This is a genomic window from Acidobacteriota bacterium (assembly GCA_016703965.1).
In the GTDB taxonomy this organism is placed as follows: domain Bacteria; phylum Acidobacteriota; class Blastocatellia; order Pyrinomonadales; family Pyrinomonadaceae; genus OLB17.
The window spans coordinates 235,449-253,912 of record JADJBB010000004.1 but is presented as its reverse complement, the minus strand read 5'-3'; the positions used below and the strand labels follow the sequence as shown (position 1 = coordinate 253,912).

9 protein-coding genes and 1 tRNA gene are annotated in these 18,464 nt (G+C 53.9%); 4 read left to right on the top strand and 6 right to left on the bottom strand.

Annotation, left to right across the window (positions count from 1 at the left end; all coding sequences use genetic code 11):
- Nucleotides 1-16 precede the first annotated feature (16 nt).
- Entirely contained in the window at nucleotides 17-5,209 is a 5,193-nt protein-coding gene (locus IPG22_03905; protein ID MBK6587448.1) for a translocation/assembly module TamB domain-containing protein, read from the top strand.
- 161 nt (nucleotides 5,210-5,370) lie between these two features.
- Nucleotides 5,371-8,550 carry a BamA/TamA family outer membrane protein gene (locus tag IPG22_03900; protein ID MBK6587447.1) on the top strand — a complete coding sequence of 1,060 codons (3,180 nt, stop codon included), beginning with the start codon at nucleotides 5,371-5,373 and terminating at the stop codon, nucleotides 8,548-8,550.
- 35 nt (nucleotides 8,551-8,585) lie between these two features.
- Here IPG22_03900 and IPG22_03895 read toward each other — a convergent pair whose 3' ends face one another.
- Nucleotides 8,586-9,536: a tetratricopeptide repeat protein gene (locus tag IPG22_03895; protein MBK6587446.1), complete on the bottom strand. Its 951-nt coding sequence runs from the start codon at nucleotides 9,534-9,536 to the stop codon at nucleotides 8,586-8,588.
- Nucleotides 9,537-9,683: 147 nt separating this feature from the next.
- Between IPG22_03895 and IPG22_03890 the strand changes: the two genes are divergently transcribed.
- Nucleotides 9,684-9,760: transfer RNA gene (locus tag IPG22_03890), tRNA-Met, on the top strand.
- A 47-nt stretch (nucleotides 9,761-9,807) separates the two neighbouring features.
- On the opposite strand, the gene IPG22_03885 is transcribed toward IPG22_03890, so the two are convergent.
- The 5 genes from IPG22_03885 to IPG22_03865 form a co-directional block, all read right to left on the bottom strand.
- Nucleotides 9,808-10,713 (bottom strand): VWA domain-containing protein, encoded by a 906-nt coding sequence (locus IPG22_03885; protein ID MBK6587445.1) that lies wholly within the window; start codon nucleotides 10,711-10,713, stop codon nucleotides 9,808-9,810.
- A gap of 178 nt (nucleotides 10,714-10,891) precedes the next feature.
- Nucleotides 10,892-11,599, bottom strand: coding sequence for a spermidine synthase (locus IPG22_03880; GenBank protein MBK6587444.1), 708 nt, complete (start codon nucleotides 11,597-11,599; stop codon nucleotides 10,892-10,894).
- 8 nt (nucleotides 11,600-11,607) lie between these two features.
- Nucleotides 11,608-13,554 (bottom strand): ABC-F family ATP-binding cassette domain-containing protein, encoded by a 1,947-nt coding sequence (locus IPG22_03875; protein ID MBK6587443.1) that lies wholly within the window; start codon nucleotides 13,552-13,554, stop codon nucleotides 11,608-11,610.
- Nucleotides 13,555-13,712: 158 nt separating this feature from the next.
- The gene (locus IPG22_03870) at nucleotides 13,713-14,369 is read right to left on the bottom strand and encodes an HAD family hydrolase (GenBank protein ID MBK6587442.1); all 657 of its coding nucleotides are present in this window, start codon (nucleotides 14,367-14,369) and stop codon (nucleotides 13,713-13,715) included.
- 3 nt (nucleotides 14,370-14,372) lie between these two features.
- On the bottom strand, nucleotides 14,373-17,594 hold the full coding sequence (locus IPG22_03865; GenBank protein MBK6587441.1) for a VWA domain-containing protein: 3,222 nt from the start codon (nucleotides 17,592-17,594) through the stop codon (nucleotides 14,373-14,375).
- Nucleotides 17,595-17,659: 65 nt separating this feature from the next.
- On the opposite strand from IPG22_03865, the gene IPG22_03860 reads away from it, so the two are divergent.
- Nucleotides 17,660-18,463: a hypothetical protein gene (locus IPG22_03860; protein MBK6587440.1), complete on the top strand. Its 804-nt coding sequence runs from the start codon at nucleotides 17,660-17,662 to the stop codon at nucleotides 18,461-18,463.
- Nucleotide 18,464: the final 1 nt, after the last annotated feature.

Sequence of the window (18,464 nt, the reverse complement as noted above, 5' to 3'; positions counted from 1 at the left end):
ATTCATGCAGAAGTCCATGCGTAAAAGCATGGGTGAATTGCGTACGTTGAATGAATCGCCCTTGCATACGCGCGGGCTTTCGCATCAAGGCATCGAAATAATGGCGGAGAACGAGATCAAGGAAGGAAGCGAGCTCGAACAGAGCGATCCGAGCCCCGCACGGCGCCGTTTCTTGACCCGTCGCAAGGCGTTCCTCGGCCTGGGCAGCATGGCTCTGCTTGGCTTGCTCATTTCGCTCATCGGTTTGATTGCATACAAATACGGCGTTTTCGATAATTATGTGAAAACCCAGTTCGGGGCGAAAATGGCCGACATCGGGATAGTCTTTGATGCCGACGTTTTTCGCGTGACGCTCAATCCGCTTGAACTTGAGCTTAAGAACGCAACTTTCAATGACAAGGTCAGCGGAGAAAAGCTCTTTTTTATCCGCGATGCCCACCTCAATCTTTCCGTAAAAGACCTCTATTCCTGGCAGCTTGCACGCGACGTGATCCTCGACAAGACCGACGTAAACGGGGCCGAAGCGTGGGTAACCTTTGATGAGAATGGGAAGTCGAATTTTTCTAATTTGAAGCTCATCGAGGATCAGAAGGGCTCGGCGGTGAACTTCAAGTACGACTCGGTCGATTTTTCGCTAAAGGACAGCGTTGTGCATTTTGGCGACAAATCGCGAAAGATCTCTGGCAATGCGAAGAACGTGGTTTTTCTTCTCTCACCCGAAGATCGCGACGTCGCGGACGATCAAAAACGCTACAAATTCGACCTAGCATCGACGGATTCTAATTTTATCTACGAGGAACGCGCGATCGAAAAGATCGACATTCGGGCGCAAGGTATCGCTCATAAAAATGGAGCAGAACTAACCCGATTTGACATCAACACTCCGATCGGTGAAATGGCGTTGACGGGAACCCTGACCGACTGGGCATCGCCGAAATATGCATTCGACATCAACTCGAGCGTCGACCTGACGCAGGCTTCGAGCATTATGCCGCTCGGGACCTCGCTGGTAGGCGTCGGGAATTTTATGGGCAAGGTCACGGGTGAGGGCGAGAGTTATAAGGTCGATGGCGAGATCTTTACGGAATCGCTTCGTGCCGACGGCGTTTCGTTGAAAGGTGCGAATGTCGTAGCGACCGTTAGCGGGACGAATTCCAATTACGAGGCCGACGGGACGGCGATCGCACAGCTCCTGACCTTCGATGATTTCCGTATCGATCTTTTGAAGCTTGCGGGTAATGTTCGCGGTACGGGGACTGATTTCCGCTGGGTCGGCGAACTGCAGGCCGCGGCGGCGAAAAAGGGAGATCTGACACTTGGCGGACTTTTTCTGTCCGACGCTTTAGCTGAATACAAGGACAAACAGATTCGGGCTGAGGCGGGAAACGGGCGGGCGAAGCGTTTTGCGATCGGTGATGTTGAGTTCGAGGAACTGGCGGCGAGGAATCTGAAACTTTCGCAAAACGGCGGTGCATTCAGCCTGAACTCAGCGAGCGCGACGACGCGTTCGTTTAAAACGAAAGATCTCAGCCTGCAGGGCGTGACCGGCCGCAATGTGACGGTAAAGCACCGCGATGGCCTGACCGAAGTCGGCCTCGATGGAGCTAGGTCTGAGGCCGCAGCGATAAAAGATGCAAAGGTGAGGAATGCATCCGCAGATAAATTCCGGTTCAAGGACCTGCCGAATTCGACCGCCGTGACCCTCGAAAATCTGCGTGCCGATCAGGTTACAAAAGACGGCGTTATCGTAAACGGAGTCGAAACGCCGCTCGCCGAGATCGAAAATACTAGAGCCGGATTGGTCATTTATGCCGATAGATCACGCGTCGCAAAGATCGATACGGGAGCGGCGGTACTGGGAAGCTTAAACATCGGCGGCGTGAGAGTGACGATCAGACAAGGCCGAGTCGAGGCACGTTCCAATGATATCGACGCCGGAAATGTAGCGCTCAAAAAAACGACTTCTCTTCCGGACGGCGGCAAGCTTGAGGCAGTAAAGATCGCGAGACCCGTTTTCATTCTCGAGCCTTCAGGACGCTATCGAGCGACGGCGGACATGACGCTCGGCGGCGGTTTGATCGGCAGCGTTGCTCTGGGGGCGGCTTCGGCAAAGGTCGAAGCAAACAATGACAGTGTTTTGTTAAATGACCTAAACGCCGACGTAATGGACGGCAAGCTGAATGGAAACGCCATGATCGCTCTAAATGATCGCGGCCGATCAAGCTTGAAAGGGTTGTTTTCTGATCTTGATATCTCTAAGCTCATCGCCCTGCAAGGCGGAAGCCTGACGCCGATCGAGGGGAAAACTACGGGGGACATCGATCTGACGTTCAACGGAACGAACTTTCGCAATGCAAGCGGCACCTTGAATGCAGCGATCACGGCAAACGCGGGAACTGCTGAACGGGGACTTATTCCAGTGAACGGCGATGTTCGGCTAACGGCAACGAACGGCCTGTTCAATGTTGATCGTGCAGATCTGAATACCGAAAAAAGTAAGCTGACTGCGACCGGACGATTTGATCTGAAGGATGAAAATTCCGATTTGAATGTTGCGTTGCGTTCGATGGATGCGGCTGAGATCGATCGCCTTGTTAGGGTTTTAGATCTATCGCCGGCGCTTGAGGAGCAACTCAATTCAATGGAGGTGCAGGTCGCCGGAAATCTCAATTTTGACGGCATGGTTAAGGGCAATCTGACCGATCCGATCGTTGATGGCAAGGCTTCGCTCGATTCGATCGCTCTTCGCGGAAGGGAATTGGGCAGGGTCACGACCGATGTTTTCGTCTCGCCTGACGGCGTTGATCTGAAAAACGGAAAACTAGTCGACGGCTCGGGCGGCAACGCGGAATTCGCCGTAAATATGCCAAGGACCGGCAGCAACAACGTCGCCATAAAAGCCACGCTGACTAATGTCAATGCTGGAAATTTGCTAGCGGCCTTGCCTATAACGCTGCCGGAACAGATCCGCGACCTCAACGGCCAAACATCCGGAACCGTTGACATTACGGGGCTTCCAAACGAATCCCGCGGCGAGGTAAATCTACTCGCAAAGAAAGGTATCATTGCCGGACAGGTTTTTGACGGACTGAATGTGAAGGCGGTTTTCAACGGCACTACCATCGATCTGCAGCAGGCTGATATGCGGATCGGTGCCGGACAACTAACTGCCAAGGGAACGTACGATCGCGCCGCGGGCAATTTTAATTTCAGCCTCGTCGGCAAGTCGGTTCCAGTGCCGCTCGTTATCGCTTTGCTGCCAAGATCCGACAACATTCCGGTCATCACCGGTGATCTTGATTTTGCGGCGAACGCGACCGGAAATTCGAATCAAACAGCGAGCTACAACATCAATTTCAGCGGCATCGCTCCGAATGTTCAGGTCGGCGACAACATACTCGGGCAGGTGGTGTTCAAAGGACAGACGGCAAATCAAATTTTGACCGCTGATCTCACGGCGACACTCGACGGACGGCCGCAGGTGATCAATGCGACGGCGAATTTCGGCAGCGAAGATCTGCCATTCATGGTCGCAACCGATTTTAACCAAAACCCGCTCGCTCCGTTTTTGGCTTTCGTGCCGCAACTTAAAGGAATGGCGATCACCGGAACCGGAACAGGCCGCGTTGAGTTTGGCGGGAATCTCAGTCAGCTAAATGATAAAGGGGTTCGCGAATTTTCGACCTCGGCTTTGACCGGCAAAGCAGAATTTTCCCAGCTTGCGATGCTGATCCAGGACACTCCGCTGTCGGCCGCGGAACCGATCCTCGTTAGATTTAACCCGCGCGAGGTCGTGTTTGAGAAAGCACGATTCTCGGGCGGCGGTTCGAATATGACTATTACGGGAGCGAAAGCCCTGACCGATGCCGGCATAAATAACCTAGCTATCGATGGCCGCGTTAACCTGAATCTGATCAACCTTTTTGTCAAAGATACCTTCTTTTCAGGGTTTGCTGATGCCGCAGTTAGATTTTCCGGGCCGAATAAGACGGCTTTGATCTCAGGCACCGCGAATGTTGTCAACGGCTCGGTAGCGACGTTTCTCGGTTCTGACAGATTTACCGTTGACCGTCTGAAGGCGCGAGTGATCTTTACCTCGAATCAGGTTGAGATCGAAGAGGCAGCCGGTTATCTGGGCGGCGGCAGGTTTACCGGCAGCGGCGGCGGAACGCTCGATGGATTTGCCGTTCAGCGGTTTAGATTTACGCTCGATGGCAAGAATGTGACAGTTCCCTTGCCAAAGGATTTTGTGACGACGGGCGATGCCCGGCTTGAGATCACTGGGCTCCGCGAGGCTAAGAACGAGAATCTGCAGCTAATTATCGGTGGACGGGTCTTTGCACGCCGGGCAGTTTATTCGAAAGATATTGACCTTGCCAATCTCGTAAGCGGCCGCCGCGATCCGGTCCTCTCGGGCGGCGGAGCAGGGGCGATCAAGCCGCCGCGGTTCGATCTAGTCATCGAGGGACGCGATGCTCTCGTCGTAAAAAACAACATTGCGGATCTAACCGCATCGGTTTCGCTGACGCTGACGGGCGATACGAATGAACCTCGATTATCGGGCAGGATCACGGCGAATAGCGGAACGATCCTCTTTCGCAAGGATCGATACGTTGTACAACGCGGCGTTTTAGAATTCCCGCCGGACACGGCGATCGAGCCGGTGATCAATCTGCAGGCTGAGTCCGAGATCGGCGGTTATCAGGTTTTTGTGAACCTCGCGGGCCCGCTCAAGGATTCGGAAGAGCTTTCGGCGACGGTTCGATCAAGTCCTGCACTACCTCAAGCCGATGTGGTTTCGCTGATCACGACCGGCAGCCTTACAAATGCGGCTGGGGGCATTCCAACTCTGGCGTCGACCGGCATCAACACGGCGGCTGAGATCTTGACCGATTCGATCATTAACAACCCGGCGCGAAAGGCAACGGACAAACTCTTCGGCCTAAATGTCTTTGAGATCGATCCGCTGATCTCGGGCCAGACGGTCAATCCGGGAGCGAGGCTGACGGTCGGGCGTCAGATCAACAATAATCTGCGGGTGACGTATTCGACGAACCTTTCGCAGGACCAGAATCAAGTCTTAGCCCTCGAGTACCGCGTCTCGAACAAACTTTCATTCGTCGCTCAATACGAACAGCGTTCACTGACGAACGTCACGCGAAACAGAGATAATTTCAGCTTTGAGATCAGGTTCAGGAGACGATTTTAGCGACGGGGAAGATGGGGTTTGAAAGCAGCAAAAACACAAAACTCCAGACGGCGTTCAACGCGCCGCCGGGTTTTGCCGCGCTGTTGAAACGAACTGTAGGCTTGGTTTTTCTGATAGTACTCTGCTTTTTTTCCGTCCTTTCTCAAAATAAATACGATAATTTGCCCGTCTCAAAGATCGATGTAGTCTTTACCGGTTCAGGCAAAAATGATGCTCTGGCTGAGCAATACCGGTTGATGGTACGGCTCGCGATCGGCGGTTCATATTCTGCCCCGCGAATTCGTGACGCGGTCGCTGCGCTGTATGAGACAAATAAAGTCGATACCGTTGTTGTGACCGCGGCGACCAATACTGCGGGGGATGTCGAGCTGCGTTTCGACGTAAAGAGAAAGACACAGGCCGAACGAGTTTCAGTCGTGGTCGGGGCGAGCGATGGCGACAAGATCACCGAACAGGACCTGCTTTTCAAGCTTAATTTGTTGACCCCTGGCACCGCAATAACGGAGCAGACACTCCAGGACAACGCTAATGACATACTCGACTATTTGCGCGAGCGGGGTTTCTACCGCTCAGAAGTTGTCTACGAACGGCGGCCGCTGCAGAACGAGAACGAAGTTGGCGTCACTTTCAAAGTCAAGCCGAATGAGCAGGCTAAGGTCGAGGGTTTTCAGATCAAGATCGACGGATACAACAAGCCCATACCCGAGAAAGATCTCAGGCTAAAAAAAGGCGGCTCGTACTCGCGCGAACGCCTGATGGCGGATGTGGCTAAGGTGCGTGAGATCCTCCGAAAAGATAATTTTCTCGCCCCGCTGCTCGACGAGCCTCGAGTTACCTATGACGGCGACGCGAATCGGATCACCGTAACGCTTGTGGGCAAGGTCGGGCCTAAGGTCGAAGTTACCGTTGAGACGGAAAAAGGCAAGTTAGGCAAAAGCTCCCAAACGAGGCTCTTGCCGATAAAACGAGAAGGCACCCTGGACTATTCAGCGATCGTGGAAGGCGAACGCCGCCTCGCAAATTACTATCAGGAAGAAGGCTATTTTTTCGCAAAAGCGACGGCCTACTGTTCCGTCACGCCAGCGATCTCAGATTCCGAGAATAATTTGATTCCGAATGACACACTATTTCTGTGTCAATCGCTGGGTGGCGAAGACCTCATGGGCCGTGAGGTTCTGGTCAGATATCGCGTCAACCTCGATCGACGGCTGAAACTCACGGATATACGGATCCGAGGAACCAATAAATTAACGATCGAGGACATACAAACCGTGCTCGCTTCGCAAGAAGCGAACCTGCTGGGTATTGTCCCGGTACTGGGCTATGGCCGCGGTTACACCAGTGAGGCGATCCTCGAGGATGACAAAAGTACCATCGAGTCGCTGATGTTTGAGCTTGGTTATCAATCCGCAAAGGTCCGCGTAAATCAGGGCGTATCGCTCGATGGCGAGAATCTCATTATCACGTTTGAGGTCGACGAAGGAATTCCAACCGTTGTGACTGGGATCGACATAGTCGGCAACAGCACGATCCCGACTGCTGACCTTCAGGCAAAACTGCCATCGTTGATCGGGGTCAACTACTCGCGTGCACGTACCAGAAACGCGGTTAGAAAGATATCGGAATATTACTCTGATCTTGGCTATTACGATGCCCGCGTTACGTCAAAGGTGATCGACCCTGAGGACACGGCCAGTGACCGGAATGAAGTGAGGGTACAGTTCAGCGTCGAGAATGAGGGTAAGCAGGTAGAAATAAACCGCATCCTGATAAACGGTAATGAGCTAACGAAAAGCTCGGCAGTTTCGAAGGCACTCGCTTTTCGCTCGGGTGACTTGCTCAAGGCGACCGATATTTATTCGAGCGAGCAGAATCTTTACGGTTCCGATGCGTTTTCCCGTGTTGACATCAAAACGCAGCCCGCGGGTGATAAAACGGCGGCTCGCCGGCTGACAGACGTGATCGTCAACCTCGAAGAGCAGCCTTCGCGGCTGTTGTCGTACGGAGGTGGTTTTTCAACTGACCTTGGGTTGAGTGGGTTTTTCGACATTCGAAATGTCAATCTCTTCGGCAATCTCTGGCAGGGCGGAGCCAGGGTAAAAGTTTCTCAGCGGCAGCAGCTCGTTCAACTTGATTTCATCAACCCGCGATTCCTGCGCGACGGCGAGAAGCGATTTGCTCCGCTGACGTTTTCGGCACAATATCAGCGTGATACTACGGTCACACGGTTTTTCCGATCGACTTTTGATAAAGGCACGTTCGGGATCGTCCAGCGGATAGACGCAGACGGTAACCCGATCGATATATTTGGGAATAACGTCGGTGACCCCACTATCAACCGGCTCAGTCTCTCGGTCGAGACCAACAGAACTATCAGTAGAAAGAAACGGAGCATACTCTTCTTACGTTATAAGTTCGAAGATGTACGGCTATTCAATATCGAAAGTCTACTTGTTAAAGATCTACTCCGGCCCGACGCTAAAACACGGATATCAGGGTTTGGGGCAACTTTTGTCCTGGATACGCGTCGCAATTGCTCTGTGAAATATTCGCTGCTCGATCTCATAGCCAAAGGCGAGCAATCGGAACCGTGCCGATACAACGCGAGCGATCCGACCCATGGAAGTTATTTGACGGCTGACTATAATTTTTCGGTGCCCGCACTCGGGGCAAATATCGGTTTTCAGAAGTTCCAGGCAAGCTATAATTTTTACCACACCTTTGCCGCATTGAAGAACACAACGCTTGCCGCGAGGGCGATCATCGGACTCGGCAGCGTTTTCTCCGATGACAACCGATTCACTAGTGTTCAATACCCTTCGCTGAACGGCCTGCTTCCGATCAGCGAGCGATTTTTTGCCGGTGGAGCGAATAACCTGCGGGGATTCGATTTTGAAGAAGCGGGCCCGCGTGTGGCGATCGTACCGCAAGGGACGTTTCGCAACAGCCGCGGTGAGATCGTGACGCTAGATCCTTTCACCATACCGTTCGGTGGTAACGCTTTGGCGGTCGTCAATCTCGAAGCCCGCGTTCCAATTTCAAGCTCGATCCGGGTCGTTCCATTCTATGATGGCGGAAATGTTTTCCGTACCGCGAAAGATGTTTTCCGTGCTCCGGCTGTCGTTGCAGGCGACATCGCTGCTCAGAATCAGCGTGCGGTCTGGACCCATTCGGTTGGCCTGGGGCTCAGGATCAAGACGCCGGTCGGCGGCGAATTTGGCGTAGACTATGGCCATTTGCTCAACCCGCCGCGATTCCTGATACCGCAACCGATCGGGCCGCCGGCCGAATATCGCTTGCGGCAAAGCCACATCCATTTCCGTTTCTCGCAAGCGTTCTAAACGATTGGAGCCGCGGCATCCGGCCGGCACGCCAGTTAGTTGGGCGTGTCGGCCATATTTTTTTTAATTTGAGTTATGAATGACCGCACCGCGGTTGCCTCGCTGCTGTTAGGAAAGATGCGGAGGAATTCCTCGTATAAAGCGATAGCCTCGGCGTATTTCTTCTCGCGTTCGTAGATCAAGCCAAGCAGCTGATAGATCACCACCGTGTCCGGAGCTCCTGAGAGCTGCCTCAACGACATCTTCAAATTCTTAGCTGCTTCGGCGAAATTGGCGTCTTCGGCCTCAAAATCTCCCGAGGCCCCAGCCCCTTCCGCTTTTTCCTTGTACAAAAGGCCCAATCCAGCGTAAGCCTCCGGCTGAAAGCCTTTGCCCTCGGCTATCGCGCGCTTGAAAGCCGCGATCGCTTTAGCCTCTTCGCCGTTCTCCTTGTGGATACGTCCCTCGACCGCCGCAGCCTCGGCAAAGCCGGGTCGCAGCTTGCGAGCCGCAAGGATCGATTCCAGCGCGTCCTCGGTATCCTGCATCTCGGTCTGAACGCGGGCCAGAGCGAGGTAAGCGTCGGGGTAATTTGGTCGGAGTTTTATTGCTTTTTGATACGCTTCGACCGCTTTTTCACGGTCAGAAAACGCCATTCGCTCGCCCTCTTGGAAGGCGAGCTCAGCTTCGTCGGTGGTTTTGACGAGAGCAATGCTGATCTCGCCTTTCTGCAGGGCGGTCAGAGGCACGGTCTTTTCCTTGAATCCATTCGCTCGAACGCGCAGCGAATGAGCACCTGCCGAAACCGTCTTTATCTCCATCCGGCCGGCCTTGTCGGTCTTTCCCCAGCCAACGCCGTCGATCCAAACGGACGCAGAAGGTTCGGTCACGATCGTGATCGCTCTGAAAGTTGCAGGCTTTGCCGCCTGGCCATAAACGAGCTCCGATAGGGAAGTCAATAATAAAAACGCAACGATAAAAACGCCGTGTGAAGAAGGCTTCGTCATAGAGCTAATAATACCCCTACAAGGTTCGACGGCTCAATTTCGCGATGGGTTGTTCACAAATGCGAATGGCGGATCGACGGCAAAATACTCAGCTTTCACAATTACGCCTTGATTTTTTCGCCCGCGAAACTATAATCGTATATTCGTGGCTGGGTAGCTCAGCTGGTTAGAGCGCGGGATTCATAACCCCGAGGTCGAGTGTTCAAGTCCCTCTCCAGCCACCATCATCTCCAAAAATGAATATTGGGTTGTCGCTTTTCGACAGCCCTTTTTACTTATTTTGAATAAGGGGCGTGGCGAAATACCCTTCTCTCGCTCGAACTGACAGGCGGGGCATACCGCGGGGCGGAGTGATCTTGACCTTTAGCCGACGCCATTTACCGTCCTGGCGGAAATCCTTCGGTACGTAGCCGATGGAGTATTGATGGCGAAGTTCAAGGGCGATACGTTCGCAGATCTCGTCGAAACTTCCGTCGGTCAAGCCCGGGTAAAATGCTCGGCCGCCGGTGGATTCGGCTAGGCGAGTTAAAGCACCTTCTCCGCCGCCGTCGCCATTCCCGTAGATGCCGATACCATAGATGATAACGTCCGATTCCTTAAGAAAACGCCGCATTTCGTTAAAGGTGTAGCGCGAGTTGTTATCGACCCCGTCGCTTATGATCAGCAACGCCTTTTTGTTGTGAGAACCGCGCATGACTCGATCCGCTCCAAGATAGACCCCATCATAGAATGCGGTATTTCCCCCCGGTTTTACGAGCGTAAGCTTATCGAGAACGGCATTGATATCGCGGGTGCGGTCTGCAAGCAGTTGGACCTTGTCGCTGAATGTGATCAGCGAAAACTCATCAGATGGATGGCTTGTGAGCATGAAGCGCTCTAGAGCTCGTCGCGACCGCCCGATCTTCCCGCCGCCCATCGACCCGGAAACGTCATAGATTATTCCGATCGAGGCTGGGGCATCGACGTCCTCAAAAAAACTGATCTCCTGCTCAACACCGTCCTCAAATACCGAGAAATGCTTCTTGGTCAGATTCGACACAACCCGTCCCCATGTATCCTGGACCGTCAACGTGAGCGTAACGAGGTCCGTTTGAACTCTTAACGGAGCATCGTCGGGATCGGTGATAGTTGGCGGAGTCTGTGCGGGCGTTGGTTTAGGCTTATCCTGAGCGGGCACTGAACTCGCTGCCCAGAAGAAAAAAAGAGAGAGAAAAACGTTCAATCGATACAGTTGAAACCGGTGTGGTGTGCGGAAAGATAGTTGGAAGATATCTCGCAGATCCATAATAATGCAGATCCTGTATGCTCAGTCTTGCCGCTAGCATATCACACGAATTAGTTTCAATCTCGAAAATTTAACGGCCGTTTTGTGCAACATACACTGAATTGATCGATGTCGAGCCAGTGTAAGGATTGGCGAATTCGATGTCATAAGCATCGGCAGTGCCAAAGATCTGTTTCAAATGTGTGGTGAAAGCTTCATTTTCGGGATCGTTGGACCAGAGGGCGAATGTGCCGTTCGGTTTTAGTTGGTGGCGGATGGCGGTGAAGCCTTTTGTGGTGTAGAACGACTCGTTTGTGGCGTCGAGGAAGTGTTTTGGCGAGTGGTCGATGTCGAGAAGGACGGCCTCGAATTTTCGGTCCGGCGTGGCTGTGTCAAAGCCGGTGTGGGCGAGGGCGAAGAAATCGCCTTGGCGGAGTTCGCATCTCGGGTCATCGCGCAGCCCGGAACCGAGCGGGACGAGGCCTTGGTTATGCCAGTCGATAACTGTTTGGAAAAGGTCGATGACGAGCAGGCTCTCTAAATTGTCGTTTTTGAGAGCTTCCGCAGCGGTGTATCCGAGTCCAAGACCGCCGATGACGACGTCGAGTTTGCCCTTAAGCGGCGCGAGGCCGAGGGTTGCGAGTTGCTGTTCGGCCTCGGTAAAGAGGCTCGACATCAGATAATCGTCGCCGAGCTTGACCTCGTAGACCTCGCGGTAATCCAAAAGCGTTTCCAGCCGCCGACGCAACGTCAGATCGCCAAGCGGCGTCTGCTGATACCCAAGTTCTTGTATATTCATTTTTTTAGTTAGCCTTCGATACGGTCAGCAAGCCCAGCCCAGCGTTCCATGTCGGCTTCGAGCTGCTCGGTTAGCTGTTGCTGCTCCGTGAAAAGCTCGTGGACACGGCCCGCGTCGCTGGCCGCTGTGACCATTTCGCGTTCGATCTCGGGAAGGCGTGATTCGGTTTCCGCGATGCGTTTTTCGAGGGTTTCGAACTCGCGTTTTTCGTTGAAGGTGAGTTTTTTTGGCTTTTCCTTTTCAGCTGTTGTAGGAACCCAGTCGCTATCGCTCCCGGTTCTGACTCGGGCGGTTGCCGCGTCGCTACTGCTAGCGGCATTGACAGGAGTAGACGCCTCGGCCTTGCGTTCGGCTTCTTGACGTTCCACGGCTTCCAGATAGGCTGAGTAATCGCCGGCGTATTCGCGGACGTGGCCGCCGGGTTCGAAGCGGAAGATGTTTTCGACCGTGCGATCGAGGAAGTAACGGTCGTGGCTGACGACGATCAGGGCACCTGCGAATTCGTCGAGGTACTGCTCCAGAGCGATGAGCGTCGGGATGTCGAGGTCGTTGGTCGGCTCGTCGAGGAGCAGGACGTTGGGCGAGCCCATCAAAATTCTTAATAAATACAAGCGTCGCCGTTCACCGCCTGAGAGATTGCCGATCACGGCGTACTGGGCCGCGGGAGCGAATAGAAAACGCTCAAGCATTTTGCCGGCGGTGATCTGGATGCCCTCGTTGGTGGTGACGTATTCGGCGACGTCGCGGATGTAGTCGATGACGCGTTGGTCGTCGTTCAACTCGCGGCTTTCCTGGTCGTAATAGCCGATGTGGACCGTCTGGCCGATCTCGATCTCTCCGCTGTCCGGCTCGATGCGGCGGGTGAGCATATCGAGCAAAGTCGTTTTGCCGGAACCATTTGCACCGATGATGCCGATGCGGTCGTCGCGTTTCAGCAGGTATGTGAAGTGGTCGATCAGGCGGTTTTCGCCGTACGATTTTGAAATGTCGTTGATCTCGACCACTTTCGATCCCAGACGTTTTGAGCCGATCGCGATATCGACCTCGCCCTTTGCCTGCTCTTTTGGAACGGCCATCAGCGTGTGAGCGGCCTCGATGCGGTGCTTGGATTTACGTGTGCGCGCCTTCGCACCGCGGCGGAGCCAGGCGAGTTCTTTCTTGATCAACTGCTCGCGTTTGTGCCCTTCGACCTCGCGAAGCGTGTCCTGCTCTGCTTTTTTCTCAAGATAATAGGCGTAATTGCCCGCAAAGCTCTGCACCGTCCCGCGATCTACCTCAAAGATTCGGTCAGTCACGCGATCGAGAAAATAACGGTCGTGCGTGACGAGCAAAAGGGCTCCGGTATAACGGGCGAGGTAATTCTCAAGCCACTCGATCGTGTCGGCGTCGAGATGATTGGTCGGCTCGTCGAGGATCAGAATGTCGGGTTTGAAGATCAGCTCGTGGGCGAGAGCGACGCGTTTTCGCTGGCCGCCCGAGAGCGTGCCCATCTTGGCGGAGGTGTCGGTAATGTCGAGCTTGGTGAGGACGGCCCGGGCGTTAGCCTCGATATCCCAACCGCCGTTCATCTCGAGTTCGTGTTGGAGATCGGACATCCGCTCCATCGTTGCGTCGTCATGAGCACCGGCCGCCACGTCGTGACAAATAGCCTCATAATCGCGGATCGTTTGCATCACACCGCTGCTCGACGCGAAAATGGTCTCAAGCACGGTCAGGTTTTCGTCGTACGGTGGATTTTGCGAGAGAAACGCCAGCGTCTGGCCCTTTGCGGTGACCACGCGGCCCGTGTCCGGCACCTCGACACCCGCAATTATCCGCAAAAGCGTACTCTTCCCCGAGCCGTTCGCCCCGATGATGCCGATCTTGTCACGGTCCTCAAGACCAAGCGTTACATTCTCAAAAAGCGGCTTAAATCCGTAGTTTTTAGAGACATTTTCGAGCGAGACGATATTCATAGCAAAACTTTAACGTTAGCAGAATATCGAGCTAGTCGCCATTGTGCGGTTTTCTTCCTCTACGGCTTTGCGTCCTTTCTTTGCGGCTTTGCGGGAAATTCTCCTTTACGCTGTGTTTCCCGCAAAGCCGCAAAGTTAAGCCGCAAAGTCGCAAAGGTTCAGAAGGAATCTATATCCAAGATGTCGCCGATCCGCTCGACGGTGATGTCAGCGTCGGGGTATTTCGCGACGTGTTCAGTGTCAAGAGCGTAGTGGCCCTGGCGTGGGAAGACGGTCGTCACGCGGTTGCCCCAGATGTCTTTGATCGCGGAGAGGATGCGGATCTTGTCGTCGACGAGAACGTATTTTTTCGCGGGGTAGCGGCGCTCGACGTCTTCGAGTTCGTGTTCCTTGTGTATGTAGATCAGGATATTGCCGCCGACCGCTTCGAACAGGCCTGAACGCTCGATCTTACGCGGTTGAAAGACCACGTCGCCGTCGGTGAGAATCACAACCTGCCCGATCTGGCTGCATTTTTCGATAACGTCGAGCGAATTCGGGAACAGGCGATTGGCGAACGGATAATTGATCAGATAAGTCGAAACCGCCAGCAAATGCGAGTCATACGGATGCCCGAGCCGATACCGCTGCAACGCCCCAAGATAATCCGCATAACCGCATTCGCTACGCAGCTCCTCAAATATCCGCCAGTAAACACCGCTCCGCTCAGCCCCAACCTCCCGATCCAAAAACCGCCGCAGATCCGCCGTCACGCGATCATTATCAAGCAGCGTGTTATCGACGTCGAAGAGGAAAACTGTCTCAGCCTTATCCATGTGTTAACTAGTCAACCTCCTATAGATATTCGGCATTCTCTCTGGCAGTGACAAAACGTCATCGATGATAGTGTACCCGACGTTGCCGTACAGATCCTTCAGCTCCGCTTCGGATTCGCGGTCGATGGTGATGCAGAATGGGGTTACTGCCATCGTTTTGGCTTCGGTTAGGGCTTCGCGGACGTCTTCGCGGGCGTAGCGGGCGTCGCCGTAGTCGTGATCGTATGGGCGGCCGTCGGTCAGGATTATGAGGAGCTTGGTGCGGGCTTCCTGTTTTAACAATTTTGCCGAGGCATGACGGATCGCGGCGCCGAGGCGTGTGTTGTTTTGGAACGTGATGCCGCCGATGCGTTTCTCGATATCGGCCGAATACTTCTCGGCAAAATCCTTGACGACATAGAACTTAACATTCCGGCGGCCTTCGCTCGTGAAGCCGTAGATGGAATAGACATCGCCGACGGCTTCGAGGGCTTCGCTCATTAGTACAAGGCCTTCTTTTTCGATCTCGATGATGCGGCGGCCGGGATGGGTGTACGGCTGCAGAGGGTTTCGCGTGATCGTGCGAGCGGTCGAGCTGGACTGATCGAGGAGGATCGAAACGGCCACGTCGCGTTGGCGGCGGAGCTTTTTGGTATAGATATTTTCGGACGGCTGGCCGTCGGCACGTTTGTCGACGACGTAATCAACGAGGGCGTTGAGGTCGTAGTCTTCGCCGTCGATCTCGCGGTTGATCCGCGTGAGATTTTCGGGCTTCATGAGCTGGAATTGATGCCTGATCGATGAGATCACGCCGCGATATCGCGAACGCGTCAGCTCGACAAAGGTCCGATCGCCCTGCTTCACCTTTTTCTCGATCACGCGGCTCCAGCCCACGCGGTAATCGTTCAGATCGCGGTCCCATTCGTCGTACGCAAAGGCGACATCGTCATCCTCGAGAGCCTGTTCCGGCATCTCGTTCTGCGACCAGGCCTCGGCACCCTGCAGCTCGTCAGGTTCGCCTTCGTCGTCGAGGCTGTTCCAGGCGTTGAACAGGTCACGAATGTCCTGCGCCTGCTTTTCACGCTCCTTTTTGGCCTTGTCATCAACGACGCCTTCGGACGTGTCTTTGTCGTCGTAGGCAAACTCGCTCTTGTCTTCCTCATTCTCAGCCTCAGTTTCCTGATTCTGCTCGGGCGAGATGTTTTGAAAGAGTGTGTAGATGCGGCTCGTTGCCATCAGGGAATCGGCAACACTGTCAGAACCGGGAGCGGTAGCGACCGGGTTCTTCGATGGATTGGAGTCGGCCTTTTGAGCAGGTGCGGGAGCCCAGTCGCTATCGCTCCCGGTTCTGACCCGTTGGCCCGACACGTATTTCTCAACGATAGCTTCGATCTCGCTAACGACCTGGCCATAGAATTGCTTTGCGTCATCCGTCGCACCGCCGCAGAGCGTGATCTGGAATAGCAATTCGAACGGCACCTGGTACATCGGCAGGTCGAAGATGTACGGGCGATTTGACCGCAAAAACGATTGCATCAGATCGAGGTCCGGAACAAGGCCGCGGTAGGTTTGGCGCAGGCGATTGTCGATGCGGGCATTCTCCATCGTGCCGAAGATCTTTTTAGCGAGACGGGGTTCGGGGAACGCAGTCAGGACTGTCTTGTAGTCGGAATCTTTCGGCAATTTCTTCCGCCGTTTTTTCGCCTCGGCCTTTATCTCTTTTTCCGATAGAGCCTTTTCTGCTTTGCGAACGTCCTCAAGATAACCGCCAAGAGCGAACGCATCCCTGTCATCCTCTGAGATGGAATAAAGCTCCGTAAGTTCAGCGTATGCTTGCTTTAGCTCGTCGGTGTCGCGCTCGAAAGTGCCGAATTCGATCTGGCCGGCACCATGGGCGGCGAGGACTTTGTAGAGCTTGAAATCGAGGTCGTCGTTGTCAAATTCGGCAACGGACGCGGGCAGATATATCGTCTTGCCGTCGCCGATCCGCGATTCCTGCGGCATCGCCGTGAGCGGCGCGATCTCTATCTCTTTGCCCGTTAGAGCCTCTACGTACATCCGCAAAATAGACTGAATTTTTTCAAGTGGAAGTCCCAGTCGAGTTTCCTGAAGACGTTCATTCGAAGCACGCGTTTCGAGAGCAAAATAGCTGCGGCGTGATTTTGAAGATTCGTTACTGCGTTCAGATAACCCTTTATCGACCCATTCCTCGAACTGTTCGATCGATACCTTTCTCAACGCTCCCGAGCTCGATTTGAACGCCGCGAGTGCACTTTCCGCATCGGTTTCGGCAATCTTCGTAGTTAGTTGGAGCACGCGTCGAATGTCTGCCGGGGAAGCTTTCTTCTTTTTGGTGAAGGATGCGAAAAATTTTGGTGTGGCCCTCAGGAATGAGATCAGGACCGCATTTCCGTGACGAGCGATCGAGCGGGCAAGCTTACACCAATCCTCAAACGCCGATTCCGAAGCCGCCAAAACTTCGCTGCCCGATGAGACAAAATGCAGCGTGACACTGCCGCCGAATTCAAGGAATTCACCGGCACGGATCATCAGAAGTTTGGCGTTTTCAGCATTTAGCCGTTCGAGCGACGCGGGCAGATTCGACCATAGATCAGCGGTCATGCCGCCGGTTCGGTTGGCAAATTGGGCGGCGAGTGCGAGCACACCGTCGGCGACCGCACGCTTTTCATCGCCAAATTCAGTGAGGACTTTCGCGACCGCCGGAGTGTTTTCGAGAAATTCAGAGCTGTGCTTCGCCGACCGCTGCGCGATCTCGGCCGCGAGATTCAGCACGTCTGCGAAAAGCTGGTCGTCCCCGATGTCACTTGCGATCTTTGGAACAAGTTTGAATGTTTCTAGCGAGATCGAACTCGACAAAACCAACTGCCGCGTACAGATCTGAAAGACCGCCGAACGAGCCTCGTCCGGCACGGGTTTAAGAGCACCGACGCCATCCGTAAAGAATTTGGCACCTGTATCAGCATTCCCCATCGCCAGCCGCCGCCCGAGCTCGCCCCAATGCCGCAGATCATCGGCGGACAGGATCTTCGCCGCCTTCGGTACTGCCTCAACAAACTCGCGGCTGACTCGAAGAGAGACGCCGGCCAGCGAAGCCGCTATTTCCAGTGCGGCCCGTCGTTTGTCGCTCGGCAGCCTGCTTAGCCGGGCGGCGAGCCCGGTTAGGGTGTTTTTTGGTATCGGAGCCTCTTCCATTACTTTTCCAAGTCTAAGAATTGGATCCGCCATTGTCCAAAACGATGGAACATATCTTTTAGATAAGGCGTAACTTAGACTTTCAACGGAGAGCCACTATGCTATTGATCAAGAAAATCGTCTATCCGCTGTTTTTGACCGGGCTGGTCGTCATATCGGCATCGGCCCAATCAGCTGCATTTAATTTTAAGCCGCAAAGGGTCGCGGTCGGCACGGTCTTTCATTACCTGAAAACCAATACGGACGGCACCAAGTCGGAGAACGTCTCGCTCTATGTCGCGACCAATGCCCGTATCGAATCGTTCAAGTTTCACGAGAAAGGTACACAAGCCGGCTTGGTAGTTGCAGAGATGGATTGGGCGGGATTTTTCCCCAAGAAGATCGAATCCTATCAGGTCTTTTCCAAAGAAGACCGCCGGCTCTTCGCAACCCTGACTTTTCAACCATCCTCCCGCGAGGTTGACGTGCTGATCCCGGCTTTCAAACCAGATAAAGAATCGGCAAAGATCGCCAGGCTTCCATTCCACCTCTACAATTTTGATCTCGCGAGCTTGAATGTTTCGTTCCCTCACCTCAGGGATCCGAAAAAGTCATTTGTAGTGGGGATCGCGGATCCGACGTTCAAACCGGACGGCCCGATGTTCGCCTATCGTGGTGATCTCAACATCAGGTATCAGCGAGACGAAACCCGTAACGGCGAAAAATGCCGCCTCTACGAAGCATCGGGTCCAGGGATCGGCGGGAAAGGCTTGATCTGGGTTAACACGAAGGGAAGCTATATTGAAGACATGGAATTTGACGTCGCCAATAATCCGGATTGGAAAACGTTCAAACTAAAACTCCTAAAAACTGAAAAGCTAACTCCCGACGGCTGGCAGCAGTTCATAGCTTCGCATTTCTAAA

Coding starts and splice junctions, on each gene's coding strand:
- IPG22_03905 (MBK6587448.1), top strand. CDS start 17: ATGCGTAAAAGCATGGGTGAATTGCGTACGTTGAATGAATCGCCCTTG.
- IPG22_03895 (MBK6587446.1), bottom strand. CDS start 9,536: ATGACGAAGCCTTCTTCACACGGCGTTTTTATCGTTGCGTTTTTATTA.
- IPG22_03880 (MBK6587444.1), bottom strand. CDS start 11,599: ATGAATATACAAGAACTTGGGTATCAGCAGACGCCGCTTGGCGATCTG.
- IPG22_03875 (MBK6587443.1), bottom strand. CDS start 13,554: ATGAATATCGTCTCGCTCGAAAATGTCTCTAAAAACTACGGATTTAAG.
- IPG22_03870 (MBK6587442.1), bottom strand. CDS start 14,369: ATGGATAAGGCTGAGACAGTTTTCCTCTTCGACGTCGATAACACGCTG.
- IPG22_03865 (MBK6587441.1), bottom strand. CDS start 17,594: ATGGCGGATCCAATTCTTAGACTTGGAAAAGTAATGGAAGAGGCTCCG.
- IPG22_03860 (MBK6587440.1), top strand. CDS start 17,660: ATGCTATTGATCAAGAAAATCGTCTATCCGCTGTTTTTGACCGGGCTG.